This window comes from Salisediminibacterium halotolerans (genome assembly GCF_003814815.1).
Classification (GTDB): Bacteria; Bacillota; Bacilli; order Bacillales; family Salisediminibacteriaceae; genus Salisediminibacterium; species Salisediminibacterium halotolerans.
The window spans coordinates 423,069-436,970 of sequence record NZ_RKQQ01000001.1 but is presented as its reverse complement, the minus strand read 5'-3'; the positions used below and the strand labels follow the sequence as shown (position 1 = coordinate 436,970).

Here is a 13,902-nt window from a genome sequence, read left to right as displayed (position 1 = left end):
ATTTGTCAACACTCTGAAGCAGTCCCTCTGGACTGCTTTTTTGTCTTTCTTCCATTCCCCTCTCGTCTTTTCAAACACGCTGTTATATAATATGACAAGATTCGACGCGCATTATTTGTCTGTTTGACCGAAGCAAAGACACTTGCGCAGGAAGATAATTGTTTAAAAAGACATAGTCGTATGTATAATTATGTCTAAACAGACAAAGACAGCGAAATGTCTAAATTGTATGATAAATTGTATAACCTGATAAGGCACACTGTTTTACTAATTTTAAGGGGGAATTGTTGTGAGATCGTTAAAGATGTATGCGGGATTGTCGTCAGCACTGGTATTAGCGCTGGCAGGATGTGGTGATGGTGACAATGGCAATGAAGCGGACGGGAACAATGACGCGAATAACGTAAACAACGAAGCAGACAATAACGATGCTGCAAACAACAATGACACAGCGGCAGAAGATTATCAAGAACTCGAGATAACCTTCAGCCACAACCAGCCGGAAGGCAGCCCGGAGTATGTCGGCGCGCGGGCGTTTGAAGAATTTGTCGAAGAAGAATCGGGCGGCGCCGTTACGGTTGATATGTACCCGGATTCGCAAATGGGCAGCTTGCGCGAGCAAGTGGAAAGCACACAAATCGGCGAAATTGATATTACGATGCAGCCGTCAGCTGTTGTATCCCCGTTTGTTGATGATGTAAAACTCGTTGACTTGCCTTATCTCTGGCCGGAAGATATCGATCAGAAATACGAAGTGCAAGACTCTGAAGCCGGCGAAGAACTGCTCGGCGCGTTGGATGAAGGCGGTTTTTCCGGGCTCGGCTATTGGCCGGGCGGATTTAAGCTCTTTACGACAAACGGACAGGAAATTCACGAGCCGTCTGATTTTGAAGGCTTAACGATGCGGACGATGGAATCGCCGACATTGATCAACCAGTATGAATCATGGGGCGGAAATGCAGAGCCGGTTCCGTACGCAGAAGTGTATAACGCCCTGCAGCAAGGCGTTGTCGACGGGCAGGAAAATCCGCTGCAGACGATTTATTTAAATGATTTTCATGAAGTGCAGGATTACGTGATTGAAAGTTATCACGGCACGATGACGTATTTGCTTATGGCCAATCAGGGCTGGTTTGACGGTTTGGACGAAGCGACACAAAACTTGATCCGTGAAGCTGAAGAAGTCGGGGTCGAAGCAGCCCGGGAAAACTTGGCTGAAACGGAAGATGAATTCCGCACGAACATTCAGGAATCCGATGCAGAATATTACGAGCTGACCGAAGAAGAGCGCGATGCGTTCCGTGAAGCAAGTCAGGATATGCATCAAGACGAAGTCGAAGGTTCCGAACAGCAGCAAGAACTGCTCGACGGTCTCTATGACGAAATAGAGTCCGTCACCGGCGGCGAATAAACGAACGAGCGGAACAGGCAGCTTACAGGGAATCAGCTTCGACGCTTTTTCCCTGTTTCGCGCTGTTCTTGTTTATTTCACGGCGACGCTTGACAAAGAAGAGAGGGAGTCGGATATGACCGTATTGCGCAACGGAGTGAAAGTGTTATACAAAATCGAAGAGATCGTGATCGCCGCGTTAATTATGATTGCGACGGTGGTGCTGTTTTCCAATGTCGTCTTACGCTACGGCTTTGCGGCGAATACGAGCTGGGCGGCCGAACTGATCCGCTATTTAATGATTTGGATCACGTTTATCGGCATGGGGCTTTGCTACCGGCGCGGCATCCACGTCGGGATCGACTTTATGCTCAACTACTTGCCGAAAAAAACGAAAAAAGCTTTGCAGCTTACGGTCAACGCCTTGTCCGTAGTCTTCCTCGGGTTTCTCGGTTATTACGGTTGGGAGCTCGTGCAGTTTTCGTACGGGACGAATCAAATCACCCCGTCGTTAGAAATCGGCATTTACTGGGTGTATGCAATTATTCCGATCGGCTCGGCGCTGTCGATTTTTCATATCATCGTCTTGTCGATCGAAATGATTAAATCCGGTGAAGAGCTGGAACTGAACCGGATGAGTGAAGAACCATGAACCGCGCGCGGAAAAAAGGAGTGGTACGATGACAACCTTGCTGTTTATTCTCATTATTATCTTTTTATTTACCAGTGCTCCGATCTTCGTCGCGCTCGGTCTCGGTTCGTTTCTCAGTGTCGTCTTTATGAGCGATACCGATCCGATGATTCTCGTTCAGCGCATGTTCGGCGGGCTTGATCAGTTTGCCTTGATGGCGCTGCCGTTTTTTATTTTCGCAGCGAATATTATGGAAGGCGGCGGGCTTTCCGACCGGATTCTCCGCTGGGCGCGGGCGCTGGTCGGTCACATGGCCGGCGGCGTGGCGATGACAACGCAAGTATCGAGCATGTTTTTCGGCGCGCTTTCCGGTTCGAGTCCGGCAACAGTGATTGCGATCGGTAAAATTATGTACCCCGAGCTGTTGCGCCGCGAGTACAGTCCATCGTTTTCTGCCGGGCTTTTGGCTTCGGCCGGTTCGATCTCGCTGATTATTCCGCCGAGCATCACGCTGATCGTTTTGGGTTCTGTCATCACGACGCTGTCGGTAAGCGATTTGTTTACTGCCGGGATCGGCGCCGGCTTGATCATCGGGCTCGTCACGATTGCCTACATTTATTGGTTTTCGAAAAAGCACAATATGCCGCGCGACACCAAAGCTACGAAGCGCGAGCTGTTCGCATCAACGAGAAGCGCGTTTTGGGCGCTGTTGATTCCGGTGATTATTCTCGGCGGAATTTACGGCGGAATCTTTACCCCGACCGAAGCGGCCGGGATCGCCGCCGTTTACGCGCTCGCGATCAGCGTCTTCGTTTACCGGGAGATGTCGTGGCAAAACTTTTACAGAGTGTGCGTCGATTCGGCGATTACATCAGCTCAGGTGCTCGTCCTCGTTGCCGCTGCGCAAATTCTCGGCTGGCTGTTAACGCGCGGCGGCTTGCCGCAGCAAATCGCCACGTTTATGACAGAAAACATCGAATCGGTGCTGCTCTTCTTCCTCGTTTTAAACGTCGCGCTTTTGTTTATGGGCATGTTTATGGAAGGGATTGCCGCGATCATTATCGTCGCGCCGCTGATCTTCCCGGCGGCGATGCAAATGGGCATCGACCCGGTTCACTTAGGGATTGTGATGATTGTCAACTTGGCGATCGGCATGTACACCCCGCCGTTTGGGATCAATATTTTTGTCACGCAGACGATCTCGGACCTCGATATGGTCGAAATGATCCCGGGCTTGCGGAAATTTTTGTTTGTACAAGTTATCGCGCTGCTGATCATTACGTATATCCCGGCATCATCGCTGTTTTTACTGTATTTATTTAACTGACACGAACGTACGATGCAACGCTGGAGGATTCATGACTGGGGAGTGAGAGGATGTCGATTACGGTTAAAACCGCGCTTAGAATCGGCGGATTAAAGGAGTGCCGTGTCGTCGCCGGCCAGGACGGGCTCGACGGCGAACTGAACTATGTGACGATTATGGAAGTGCCGGATATCACCCGCTGGCTGAAGGGCAACGAGCTGTTGTTAACGAGCATGTATCCGATTAAAGAGGATCTCGAAGCGCAGCGCCGGCTGATCCGCAGCCTGCACGAAAAAGGAACCGCGGCGCTCGCGATTAAGCCGAACCGGTTTATTCGCGAAATCCCCGCGGTCGTTTTGGAAGAAGCGGATAAGTACGGTTTTCCGGTCATTGAAATTCCCGAGCATATCAGCTATCTCGACATTCTCTCGCCGGTGATGAACAAAATCTTCGATAAAAAAACGGTGCTGCAAGAAGATATTGAAGCGGCGTATCATTTATTAAACGAAATTTCGCTGAATAAAACCGGTTTGCGCCACTTTGTCGACGTTTTGAAAAACTTGACGAAGCATAAAATTGCAATCGAGTCGCTCGTCTCGTTTATGGATGAAGTGATGACCGCGCCGGCGCTCGTGCCGCTCAGTTACCGGCAAGTGCAAGAACTCGAGCACGCGCGCCGGCCGATTCGGCTCGCGCGGCAAACCGCCGACGGCGCTGACGTCAGCTGCATTACCGCTCCGATCATTCTCGACGGGACGCTGTACGGGGTGATTTCCAGCTGGGATCACGCGAACGATCATCAGGAAACGGACCTGGCGATTTTCGAACGGGCGGCGGCGATTTTATCGCTTGAGTTTATGCGCCGCAAAGTCAAACACGAAGTCGAATTTCAATACAAGCGCGAATTTCTCCGCTCGCTTTTGCACGGCGAATTTGTCCATACCGCTGAGCTTGTCGAACAGGCGCGCTCGTACAACATTTTTCCGGAAAAACGCTACGTCTGCTGCGCGATTCATTTTGATCAAGCCGCAGAAAACGACTCGCTTTATTCCAAGCATATGGCGCAGTTTGAGAACAAGCTGAAAACGATTGAACCGGAAGCGGTACTCGGGACGATGCATCATATTTTATACTTGCTGTTTCCGACTGATAAACGAAGCGACGAGACGGTTACTGCCAACTTAAAGCAAGTGATCCGTGAGTTTTCCCGGATGGTCGGCCGGACCGCTTACGCCGGCGTCGGACGGAAGGCGGACCAAGAAATCGAAGGGTTAAAAGCGGTGTTTGATGAAGCGAAACTCGCGCTCTCGATCGGACGCACGCTCGATATGCACGGCGAGTCGTTTGTCCACTACGACGAACTCGGCGTCTTCCGGCTGTTGGCAAATGTCGAAAGGACGGAAGATTTGCAAAAGTTTTACGATGAAACGATCGGCCTGTTAGCCGTTTACGACGCAAAGCACAACCTCGATCTTGTCCGGAGCGTGGAGGCGTATTTTCAGCATAACGAATCGGTCTCACAGGCGGCGAACGCGCTTTTCATCCACGTCAATACGCTGAAGTACCGGCTGCAAAAAGTCAGCGCGCTGACCGGACAAAACATCCAGACGTCTGAAGGAAAGCTGAATTTACAGATCGGCTTGAAAATCAGCTACTTCATTCGCCACGCACGGTAAGGGCACTGAAAAAACGGCAATGGATTCGTCTTATCGGCCAAAGAAAAACGGCTTTATCTCATATTATAATGTTCATACAGACAATTTTCTGATTTATACGACGGGGAGTGACATCATGGCAATCGAACGGCTGACGCAATGGCTGACGGAAATCAACGCGATCGGCGCCCTGGAAAGCGGCGGTGCCGAGCGGTTGGCGTACACGTATAAGGAAACGGCGGCGATCGAGCTCATCCGCAAATGGTGCGAACAAGAAGGGCTGACGTGCCGCGAAGACGCTGCCGGCAACTTGATTTGCCGGCGCGAAGGCCGGCAAGCAGGAGCAGCTGTCGCGTTCGGCTCACACGTCGATACCGTTTATGACGGCGGCCGCTATGACGGCACGCTCGGCGTGATCGCCGGGCTGGAGGTTATCAGGCGCTTAAATGAGCGCAATGAAACGACAGAAGCGCCGCTCGAATTGATTGTTTTCCGCGCGGAGGAATCGTCGCGCTTCGGCATGGCGACGATCGGAAGCAAGCTGATGGCCGGCGCAGCGCTTCCTGAGCATCTCGCCGCTTTGACCGACCGCGACGGAATCACGTTTGAAAGCGCGGTAACAGACGCCGGCTACGCGTTCGAGCGCTTGCACAAAGCCGCCCGCCTGCCGGAAGAACTGAAAGCTTTTTTTGAACTGCACATTGAGCAAGGCTCCGTGCTGGAAGAGCACTGTGAAGCGGTCGGCTTAGTCGACGCGATCGCGGCACCGGAGCGGCTGCGCGTCACGCTCGAAGGAAAAGCGTCTCATTCGGGGACGACGCCGATGGATATGCGCCGCGACGCGCTTGCCGGCGCCTCGGAACTCGTGCTGTTCATTGAAGAAGCGGCGCGCGACGAGAAACGCTTTCGCTCGGTTGCAACGGTCGGGAAAATCGACATTAAACCGGGAGCGATGAACACCGTGCCGGGAAAAACGGTGCTTGATATTGATATCCGCGGCACCAACACCGCTTCGCGCGGCCGGATTGCCGAAAGCGTCCGCGCCTATACGAAGCAGCTTGCCGACAAGCGCGGTTTACAAGCCGCGGTTGAAACGCTCGCGGAAGAAGAGCCGACGGCGCTGAATACCGACTTGCAGCGCTCGCTCGCCGATGCGTGCGGCCAGCTGCGAATCCCCGGCCGCGTGATGATGAGCGGCGCCGGACACGACGTGATGAATATGGCGAAACGCTGGCCTTCCGCGCTCATTTTTGTGCCGTCAACGGACGGCCTCAGCCACCACCCGGAGGAATACACGCCGATGCACGAATTTCTTGACGGCGTCAACGTCTTGGAGCGGACCGTGATCGCATGGGCGAATACGGCCGTTCAGCCGGAAAAGGAGGTATCGTCCTGATGAAACAGCATCATTTGCCGATTTTGTCGAACGTGCAAATTTCATCCCGTTACTGGCACATGACGCTCGATATGACAGAAATCGAAGAAACGATTGACCCGGGGCAATTTTTCCACATTCGCACAACGGCGGAGTTGAGCCCGTTTTTACGCCGGCCGCTCAGCATTTATCGCATCAACGAAGACAATGACACCCTCGAATTTCTCTATCTCGTCAAAGGGATGGGCACAATCGAAATGACAAAAATGAAACCGGGCGAAACGGCCGATCTGCTCGGCCCGCTCGGCCACGGCTTCAACCTCTCGGCTGAGACCAACGAAATTCTCTTAACCGCCCGCGGTGTCGGTGTGGCGACACTCGCTGCCCTCGCGCAAGATGCGGCCGAAAAAGGTGTCGGCTGCACGGCGATATTGAGCGCCCGTTCCCGCGACGATTTATTATCCGCCGAGATGCTCACCGAACTCGGCGTGACTGTCTACAAAGTGACTGAAGAAGACGGCACGAGCGATGTCGCCGACGTGGAACGGATGATGCGCCGGCTGATCGAGGAAAACGGCGTCGAACAGCTGTATACCTGCGGTTCGCGCCGGCTGTCGCGCTTAAACCAGCGGCTGCTCGACGAGTACGGATTATCCGGCGAAATTGCCCTTGAAGAACAAATGGGCTGTGCAATGGGCGCCTGTTTTTCTTGTGTCTCGCCAATTATTGAAAACGGCGAAGAACAATCGGTCCGCGTTTGTTATGAAGGGCCGGTCTTCCCGTTGGAAAAGGTAGTGATTTCATGACAAACGCAGACGGAATGGCCGTATCGATCGGTTCGCTGACGCTGAAAACACCGGTAATGCCGGCATCGGGCGCGTTCGGCCCGGAAATGGAAGCGGCTGTTGATTTTAACCAGATCGGCGCGCTCGTCCCGAAAAGCATCACGAAAAAACCGCAGCCGGGCAACTCGACGCCGCGCGTTTGTGAAACGTACGGCGGGATGATCAATTCAATCGGCATTCAGTCGAAGGGTGTTGACGTTTTTATTGAAAAAATCATTCCGCAGTTCGCCCGCTACGAGACGCCGCTGATCGCAAGCATCTCCGCGGAGGATATTGACGAATTTATCGAAATGACCGAGAAACTCGCGGCGCAGCCCGAAATCGACGCGCTCGAATTAAACATTTCCTGCCCGAACTTAAAAGCGAACGGGCTCGCATTCGGGATGGATAAAGATGTAACGTACGAACTGATTTCCCGCGCCCGCGCGGTGACAGACATTCCGCTGATCGCGAAACTGACGCCGAACGTGACGAGCATCCAAGAAATCGCCCGCGCGGCAGAAAACGCCGGCGCCGACGGATTGACCGTCGCGAATACGTTTCTCGCGATGGCGATCGACCCGGAAACGCGCGAACCGCTGATCGGCAACAATATGGGCGGGCTGTCCGGCCCGGCAGTAAAACCGATTATCGTCCGGATGGTTTACCAAACTGCGCAAGTGACGACGATTCCGATTATCGGCTGCGGCGGCGTGATGAACGGGCGCGACGCGATCGAAATGATCCTCGCCGGCGCAACGTGCGTGCAAGTCGGCACCGCGAGTTTTCTCAACCCGACCGCTCTGACTGATATTACGGAAGAAATCCGCGATTACATGACGCGGCACGGAGTGAACGATATTCATGAACTGATCGGCGGCGTGAAGATGAAGCCGCAGGAAGGCGGGGTATTATGGCATGGCAAAAGCGGATAAAAAACGGCACGGTCGTGACTGCGAAGGATACGTTTTTAGCGGATATTTACGTGAGCGACGGGAAAATTGCTGCGGTGACAACGGAAGAACTTGCCGGCGAGATTGACGAAGACGTCGATGCGACGGGGAAGTTTGTCTTCCCCGGTTTTATCGACACGCACATTCATTCGCGCGATCCCGGACCGACGTATAAAGAAGATTTCACCCACTCGACACAGGCGGCGGCTGCCGGGGGCATTACGACGGTGTTTGAAATGCCGAATACGAATCCGCCCGTCAACAACGCGGCGAATTTCGAGCGCCAGCACGCGCATCTTGAGGCGCAGGCGTCGGTTGATTTTGCGCTCTGGGGCATTTGCCTCGGCCATTTAAATGAAACGGATATCGCTCCGCTCGATGATAAAGGCGTCGCGGCGTTTAAGTTTTTTTGGGGCTACGCGGTGCACGAAGAGACGTATCAGCTGATGTACAACTACAAGCCCGGGATGGAAAAGGTGATTCCGCCGTTTCATGACGGCGAAGTGTACAAAATGATGCAAAACGTCGCCGACACCGGCCGGGTCTTTGCCGTTCATGCGGAAAACAACGATTTGATCCAAACGCTGACCGGCGAGGTCGAGGCGCGCGGCGGCACGACGTACGACGATCTCATCGCGGGCCGTCCGCAGCTCGCCGAAGTGCTGACCGTGCAGGCGGGAATTGATATGGCCCGCGCGACGGGCGTGCGCTTGCACATTTTGCACGTCAGCGCCGGCGAATCGCTGAAACGGATCCGCGCCGCCCAACAGGAAGGGCTTCCGGTCACGGTGGAAACGTGTCCGCACTATTTATTTTTAGCGGCGGAAGATTATGACACGATCGGAGCGAAAATGAAAGTGTATCCGCCGGTGAAAACAGCGGCGGACCGTGAAGAGATTTGGCAGCACGTCGCGGACGGGACGATTTCGCACATTTGTTCCGATCACGCGCCGCACACCGAAGAGGAAAAAGACGGGAGCCTCTGGGAAATTCCCGCCGGCATGTGCGGGGTGGAAACGCTCGCGCCGCTCGTGTTAAATGCGGCGAGCGAAGGGAAGATATCCTTAAACGATGTCGCCCGGCTGCTGGCGGAAAATCCGGCGCGCCTGTTCGGCTTTGAAGACCGGAAAGGAACGCTCGTCCCGGGGACAGATGCCGATATAACGATCGTCGATATGCTGAAAGAAGCGCCGATCCAGCGGAAAAACTTGCACAGCAAAAGCAAGGTGACCGCCTACGACGGGTTTCACGTCAAAGGCTGGCCGGTCATGACGATCGTCCGCGGCAACACCGTTATGCAAGACGGAGAACTGAAAGAAACCGGCACAGGAGAGCTTGTGACGCCGGGAAACAAAGGAGCAAAGATTTATGGCACATGAATTACCTCAAACCGTTCAGCTGATGAAAAATCACCGTTCGATCCGCCAGTTTACCGATCAGCCGGTCGATGACGCGACGTTTCGAGAAATAATTTTCGCCGCGCAGCGGGCGCCGAGTTCGCATCACGTCCAGGCGTACAGCATCGTCCATGTCACCGATCCGGACAAACGCGCAACGCTCGCACGCGTCGCCGGCGGACAGCAGTACGTTAACGAAGCGCCGGTTTTCCTCGTGTTCGTCGCCGACTTTTGGAAGCACGAGCACGTCTGCATTGAAGAAGACAGCGATTTTCAGATCGACGAAACGGAAAATGTCCTCGTCGGCACAGTCGACGCCGCACTTGCGGCGCAAAACGCGCTGACGGCCGCAGAAAGCTTCGGCCTCGGCGGCGTGATGATCGGCGGCATACGCAATCATCCCCGCGACGTGCGCGACTGCCTTGACTTGCCGCGCTACACGTTTCCCGTCATGGGTCTGTGCCTCGGTTATGCGGCTGAAGTGCCGGAACAAAAACCGCGCCTGCCGCTCGAGATGATTTTGCATACGAACACATATTGCGAAAAACCGTTTATTGACGGGCGGAAAAACTACGACGAAGAAATGGCGCATTATTATCAGACGCGAAGCGCGAACCAAAAAGAGATCAGCTGGTCAAAGCAAATGAGCGATTATTTTGCGAAAGTACGCCGCCCGGAAGTGACAACCTTTTTAACGGAACAAGGATTTGCCCTGAAATAAATCGCTGCAAGCCGACGTGTTACGGCGGCTTGCGCTCAAAGGAGGAGCCGTATGGACAAGCGCATCACTTTCGCGGCCGCGGGCGACTGTTTTATCACCCGGCGTCTGCCGGACAAAGACCCGCGCGTCCGTGAAATCGCCCGGCTGTTAAATACCGCCGACGTCCGTTTTGCCAACCTTGAGACGACCGTGCACGACCGCGAAGGCATACCGTCCGCCTACAGCGGGGGGACGTGGGCGATGAGCGAACCCGGCGTGCTCGACGATTTAACGAGCTACGGCTTTAACTTGTTTAACGCCGCGACGAATCACACCCTCGATTATTCAATCGCGGGCCTCGCCGCGACCGAGCGCCACATGAAGGCGCGCGCCATCCGCTACACCGGCGCCGGCGAAAATTTGCGCGCTGCCGCTGCCCCGGTCTTTCACGAAAGCGCCGGCGGACGCACCGCGCTGATCGCCTGCACCTCGACCTTTCACCCGTCCTGGCGCGCCGGCGATCCGACCGCCACGGTGCCCGGGCGCCCCGGCGTCCATCCGCTCCGTTATCAAACCGTCCATCGCGTCACACCGGAAACCGCCGAGCATCTCGCCAACGCCGCAGCCGAAACCGACATTAACGCCGATCGCAACCTGCTGAAAAAAGAAGGGTTCATCGCCGCTGATGACGGGCCGGGCGAACGCATTTACATCGGCGATGCCGTCTTCGAAGCGGCAAAGACCCCCGGCACGGCCCGCCGCGTCCTGCCTGAAGACCGCGAGCGGCTGGAGAAGCTCGTCGCCGGGGCGAAAGGCGAAGCGGATGCGGTGCTCGTAAGCATTCACTCGCACGAAATGGCCGGCGAAGACAAAGCGGCGCCGGCCGACTTTTTCACAGAAGCCGCCCGCGCCGTGATCGATGCCGGCGCTGATGCCGTTATCGGCCACGGTCCGCACATTTTGCGCGGGATCGAACTGTACGCCGGCAAACCGATCTTTTACAGCCTCGGCAATTTTATTTTTCAAAACGAGACGGTCCCGGACTTGCCGGCGGATTTTTTCCAGCAGTACGGGCTGCCGGTTGATACGCCGGTTTCTGCCGCGTTTGACGCGAGGAGTACCGGCGGCAAAGGCCTTGCTTACAACCCGGACGTATGGGAGTCGGTGATCCCGGTGTGGGAAATGACCGCCGGCGCCGTCACGGCGATCCGCCTCTACCCGATCGCGCTCGGCTACGGCGAACCGCGCTCACAGCGCGGATGGCCGAAGCGGACGCATGACGCGGGGCCGGTCGAAAAACTCAAGGAGCTGTCCGCGCCGTTTGGCACCGAGATCACCGTCCACGCCGACGGCACCGGCGAGGTTCTGCTCTGACCGCAAAAAACGCGCAGCCGGAATCCGGCCGCGCGTTATTGTGTTGACGGACGATTATAATGACGCAAGCCGCGCAGCCACGTACCTCCGCTTGCCCCGGGCAAGGACTCAGCTAGTATTCGGCGGCCTCAGACCGCCGAATCCGGATCTTCGTCTCTTGCTTTCCCGGAGGCGTCGGAGGAGTGGATGCGCGGCTTGCTAATTTCGCTAAAGAAAATGACATCAAGAAAAAAACGCTTGGATGAGACCGGAGCTAACTCGACGCCTGCGGGAAAAGCAACGGCTGAAGACCCCACAAGAAGCGTTTTCGCTTCTGAGGAGGCTGAGGCGTTGCCCGCGGCAAGCGAGTTTGCAGAGGGCTCATCCAAGCGCTGGTCTTTTGAAAAGTGTGATGTCAACGTTGATTACGAAGACTTAAAATCGAGGTCGAATTCGTCAATCAGGTCGTCGGCGTCGAGGTTCAGTTCGTCGCAACAGCGGCGGAGCTCGGCGTAAAAGTCGAATCCTTCCGGCGCCGGCTGATCGCGCTGTTCAGCATAAAATAAAATCAGTTCATACAGCTCGCGAAAAGCGCGAACGTTGTCAGTTTTAGCCATTGTCAATCCCCTCCATATTTTCCATTATCACGCTTTTGTAAAACAGAAAAGGAGCTTTCCCGCGGGCGGGTGAACTCCTTTGTGAGCGGTTCCTCGTTTTACTGTTTCATCTTCCATTTATTATACTCAAGAAAGTCCTTAAACTCATCTTTGGAAACTCCGGAGTGCATCGCTTCTTTCACAAGGTTCGCCCATTCCGGATCGAGCGATGCGCCCATTTCATCGGTGACATCATCAGGATTTTCTTTAATTAAATAGTCGACTTTAATGTTCAGCTCGGCTGCGAGTTTTTCCAAAAAGGCAATCGACGGGTTTTGCTGCAGGTTGCGTTCCAATGCGCTTAAATACGATTTTGCAACACCGGCCCGTTCAGCGAGCTGCGTGATCGTGAGTCCTGCTTCTTTGCGGTATTTTTTTACGCGTTCGCCAATCATAAGGCCACTCCTTTTTCCTAACGTTTCGTCTGTGCTATATATAGTATATCATGATATAAACCGGAGTCCAGCTAGGAAGCAGCGAAAAAAAATGCACATTTTTAATTGTGAACATCCGCGCAGACCGATTCCAATAAAAGGAAATTTTGAAATTCTGTGTGAGGATTGTGGTAGATTGTCGGAAATGGCCACAAAAGGTTTTGAAGTATGTTAAAAGTGAAATAGAAACACCGAGTCAGATAAATCTATCAGCAAGCACAAAAGAGGAGGGATGGAGATGAAAAACAAACTGATGTTAACTTTCCTGTCGAGCGTACTCGCGATCGGCTTTCTCGGAGCGTGCGGCGAAGTGGATAACGAAGAGCTGAACGACGGTATGAACGATGGTATGGAAAACAACATGGAAGACAACGACTTGTAAGTTGAACGTGTAATCATTAATTAAATTAATTTGAGGAGGCGTTTAAAAATGAAAAAGAAAATGATGCTTACAGTATTATCGAGTGTGCTCGCGGTCGGCTTTCTCGGCGCCTGCGGCGAAGTGGATAACGAAGAATTGAACGACGGTATGAACGATGGTATGGAAAACAACATGGAAGACAACGACTTATAAGCGTTGACCTTTGTTCCCTTCGGCTCTTAGCCGGAGGGATTTTTCTTTTAAGTCATTATTATGTGAAACTGTGAAATACTGCATAAAATCCGTGGATATTATTGTAAACCAGCGTATGCCGGGTTATGATATTAACAGTTGATCAAAAGCAATCAACAAACCAGTTTTAAACAAAACGCGCTCCTAGGCGCGAACTTATTTTACAGGAGGAATTTTAAATGAAAAAGAAAATGGGACTTACAGTACTTTCAAGCGTGATGGCACTCGGCGTGCTCGCAGCGTGCGGTGATGCAGAAGAAACAAACATCGAAAACGACGGCATGAACAACAACGTTGAAGAAAACAACGATCTCGACATGGAAAATGAAGAAAACAACATGAACGACGACATGAACAACGACATGGAAGATGAGAACAACGATCTTAACATGGAAGAAGAAAACAACGAGATGAACAATGACATGAACGATGACATGGACGACGAAGAGAACGACATGAACGACGACATGAACGACGACATGGACAACGACATGGATGAAGACGAAGACGAAAATAACAACGACTACTAAGTTAAAAGTCGTTGCATGAAAAAGAGGCCCGCGGGCCTCTTTTTTTCGTTTTCAAGAAAAGACCTAGATCAAACAACTACGAATA

The 13,902-nt window shown here is 53.4% G+C and carries 15 protein-coding genes; 13 read left to right on the top strand and 2 right to left on the bottom strand.

Going from position 1 to position 13,902, the window contains the following annotated elements; genetic code table 11:
• The first annotated feature begins 289 nt into the window (after positions 1-289).
• The 10 genes from EDD67_RS01925 (at position 290) to EDD67_RS01880 (ending at position 11,605) form a co-directional block, all read left to right on the top strand.
• Positions 290-1,411: a TRAP transporter substrate-binding protein gene (locus tag EDD67_RS01925; protein ID WP_242005963.1), complete on the top strand. Its 1,122-nt coding sequence runs from the start codon at positions 290-292 to the stop codon at positions 1,409-1,411.
• A gap of 115 nt (positions 1,412-1,526) precedes the next feature.
• Complete coding sequence (locus EDD67_RS01920; protein ID WP_093071928.1) at positions 1,527-2,042, top strand: TRAP transporter small permease; 516 nt, start codon at positions 1,527-1,529, stop codon at positions 2,040-2,042.
• A 28-nt stretch (positions 2,043-2,070) separates the two neighbouring features.
• On the top strand, positions 2,071-3,348 hold the full coding sequence (locus EDD67_RS01915; protein WP_121439480.1) for a TRAP transporter large permease: 1,278 nt from the start codon (positions 2,071-2,073) through the stop codon (positions 3,346-3,348).
• 50 nt (positions 3,349-3,398) lie between these two features.
• Positions 3,399-5,003 (top strand): PucR family transcriptional regulator, encoded by a 1,605-nt coding sequence (locus tag EDD67_RS01910; protein ID WP_121439479.1) that lies wholly within the window; start codon positions 3,399-3,401, stop codon positions 5,001-5,003.
• Between the two features lie 115 nt (positions 5,004-5,118).
• The gene (locus EDD67_RS01905; protein WP_158638187.1) at positions 5,119-6,378 is read left to right on the top strand and encodes a Zn-dependent hydrolase; all 1,260 of its coding nucleotides are present in this window, start codon (positions 5,119-5,121) and stop codon (positions 6,376-6,378) included.
• Positions 6,378-7,163, top strand: coding sequence for a dihydroorotate dehydrogenase electron transfer subunit (locus tag EDD67_RS01900; protein ID WP_121439477.1), 786 nt, complete (start codon positions 6,378-6,380; stop codon positions 7,161-7,163). The genes EDD67_RS01905 and EDD67_RS01900 overlap by 1 nt, the downstream gene beginning before the upstream one ends.
• Positions 7,160-8,116, top strand: a complete 957-nt coding sequence (locus EDD67_RS01895) for a dihydroorotate dehydrogenase (protein WP_199739586.1) — start codon at positions 7,160-7,162, stop codon at positions 8,114-8,116. The genes EDD67_RS01900 and EDD67_RS01895 overlap by 4 nt, the downstream gene beginning before the upstream one ends.
• Positions 8,095-9,513: an allantoinase AllB gene (allB, locus tag EDD67_RS01890; protein ID WP_121439476.1), complete on the top strand. Its 1,419-nt coding sequence runs from the start codon at positions 8,095-8,097 to the stop codon at positions 9,511-9,513. Before EDD67_RS01895 ends, allB begins: the two co-directional genes overlap by 22 nt.
• Positions 9,503-10,252: an oxygen-insensitive NADPH nitroreductase gene (nfsA, locus tag EDD67_RS01885; protein WP_121439475.1), complete on the top strand. Its 750-nt coding sequence runs from the start codon at positions 9,503-9,505 to the stop codon at positions 10,250-10,252. Before allB ends, nfsA begins: the two co-directional genes overlap by 11 nt.
• A gap of 51 nt (positions 10,253-10,303) precedes the next feature.
• Entirely contained in the window at positions 10,304-11,605 is a 1,302-nt protein-coding gene (locus tag EDD67_RS01880) for a CapA family protein (protein WP_121439474.1), read from the top strand.
• A gap of 404 nt (positions 11,606-12,009) precedes the next feature.
• Here the strand turns inward: EDD67_RS01880 and EDD67_RS01875 are convergent, their stop codons facing one another.
• The gene (locus EDD67_RS01875) at positions 12,010-12,201 is read right to left on the bottom strand and encodes a hypothetical protein (RefSeq protein WP_093071920.1); all 192 of its coding nucleotides are present in this window, start codon (positions 12,199-12,201) and stop codon (positions 12,010-12,012) included.
• Between the two features lie 98 nt (positions 12,202-12,299).
• The gene (locus EDD67_RS01870; protein ID WP_093071919.1) at positions 12,300-12,635 is read right to left on the bottom strand and encodes a helix-turn-helix domain-containing protein; all 336 of its coding nucleotides are present in this window, start codon (positions 12,633-12,635) and stop codon (positions 12,300-12,302) included.
• A 277-nt stretch (positions 12,636-12,912) separates the two neighbouring features.
• On the opposite strand from EDD67_RS01870, the gene EDD67_RS13770 reads away from it, so the two are divergent.
• From EDD67_RS13770 to EDD67_RS01865, 3 genes are all read left to right on the top strand, one after another.
• Positions 12,913-13,056 (top strand): hypothetical protein, encoded by a 144-nt coding sequence (locus EDD67_RS13770; protein ID WP_162843773.1) that lies wholly within the window; start codon positions 12,913-12,915, stop codon positions 13,054-13,056.
• A gap of 48 nt (positions 13,057-13,104) precedes the next feature.
• Complete coding sequence (locus EDD67_RS13765; protein ID WP_162843772.1) at positions 13,105-13,248, top strand: hypothetical protein; 144 nt, start codon at positions 13,105-13,107, stop codon at positions 13,246-13,248.
• 218 nt (positions 13,249-13,466) lie between these two features.
• Positions 13,467-13,817 carry a hypothetical protein gene (locus EDD67_RS01865; protein ID WP_121439472.1) on the top strand — a complete coding sequence of 117 codons (351 nt, stop codon included), beginning with the start codon at positions 13,467-13,469 and terminating at the stop codon, positions 13,815-13,817.
• Positions 13,818-13,902: the final 85 nt, after the last annotated feature.

Coding starts and splice junctions, on each gene's coding strand:
- EDD67_RS01920 (WP_093071928.1), top strand. CDS start 1,527: ATGACCGTATTGCGCAACGGAGTGAAAGTGTTATACAAAATCGAAGAG.
- EDD67_RS01915 (WP_121439480.1), top strand. CDS start 2,071: ATGACAACCTTGCTGTTTATTCTCATTATTATCTTTTTATTTACCAGT.
- EDD67_RS01910 (WP_121439479.1), top strand. CDS start 3,399: ATGTCGATTACGGTTAAAACCGCGCTTAGAATCGGCGGATTAAAGGAG.
- EDD67_RS01905 (WP_158638187.1), top strand. CDS start 5,119: ATGGCAATCGAACGGCTGACGCAATGGCTGACGGAAATCAACGCGATC.
- EDD67_RS01900 (WP_121439477.1), top strand. CDS start 6,378: ATGAAACAGCATCATTTGCCGATTTTGTCGAACGTGCAAATTTCATCC.
- EDD67_RS01895 (WP_199739586.1), top strand. CDS start 7,160: ATGACAAACGCAGACGGAATGGCCGTATCGATCGGTTCGCTGACGCTG.
- allB (WP_121439476.1), top strand. CDS start 8,095: ATGGCATGGCAAAAGCGGATAAAAAACGGCACGGTCGTGACTGCGAAG.
- nfsA (WP_121439475.1), top strand. CDS start 9,503: ATGGCACATGAATTACCTCAAACCGTTCAGCTGATGAAAAATCACCGT.
- EDD67_RS01880 (WP_121439474.1), top strand. CDS start 10,304: ATGGACAAGCGCATCACTTTCGCGGCCGCGGGCGACTGTTTTATCACC.
- EDD67_RS01875 (WP_093071920.1), bottom strand. CDS start 12,201: ATGGCTAAAACTGACAACGTTCGCGCTTTTCGCGAGCTGTATGAACTG.
- EDD67_RS01870 (WP_093071919.1), bottom strand. CDS start 12,635: ATGATTGGCGAACGCGTAAAAAAATACCGCAAAGAAGCAGGACTCACG.
- EDD67_RS13770 (WP_162843773.1), top strand. CDS start 12,913: ATGAAAAACAAACTGATGTTAACTTTCCTGTCGAGCGTACTCGCGATC.
- EDD67_RS13765 (WP_162843772.1), top strand. CDS start 13,105: ATGAAAAAGAAAATGATGCTTACAGTATTATCGAGTGTGCTCGCGGTC.
- EDD67_RS01865 (WP_121439472.1), top strand. CDS start 13,467: ATGAAAAAGAAAATGGGACTTACAGTACTTTCAAGCGTGATGGCACTC.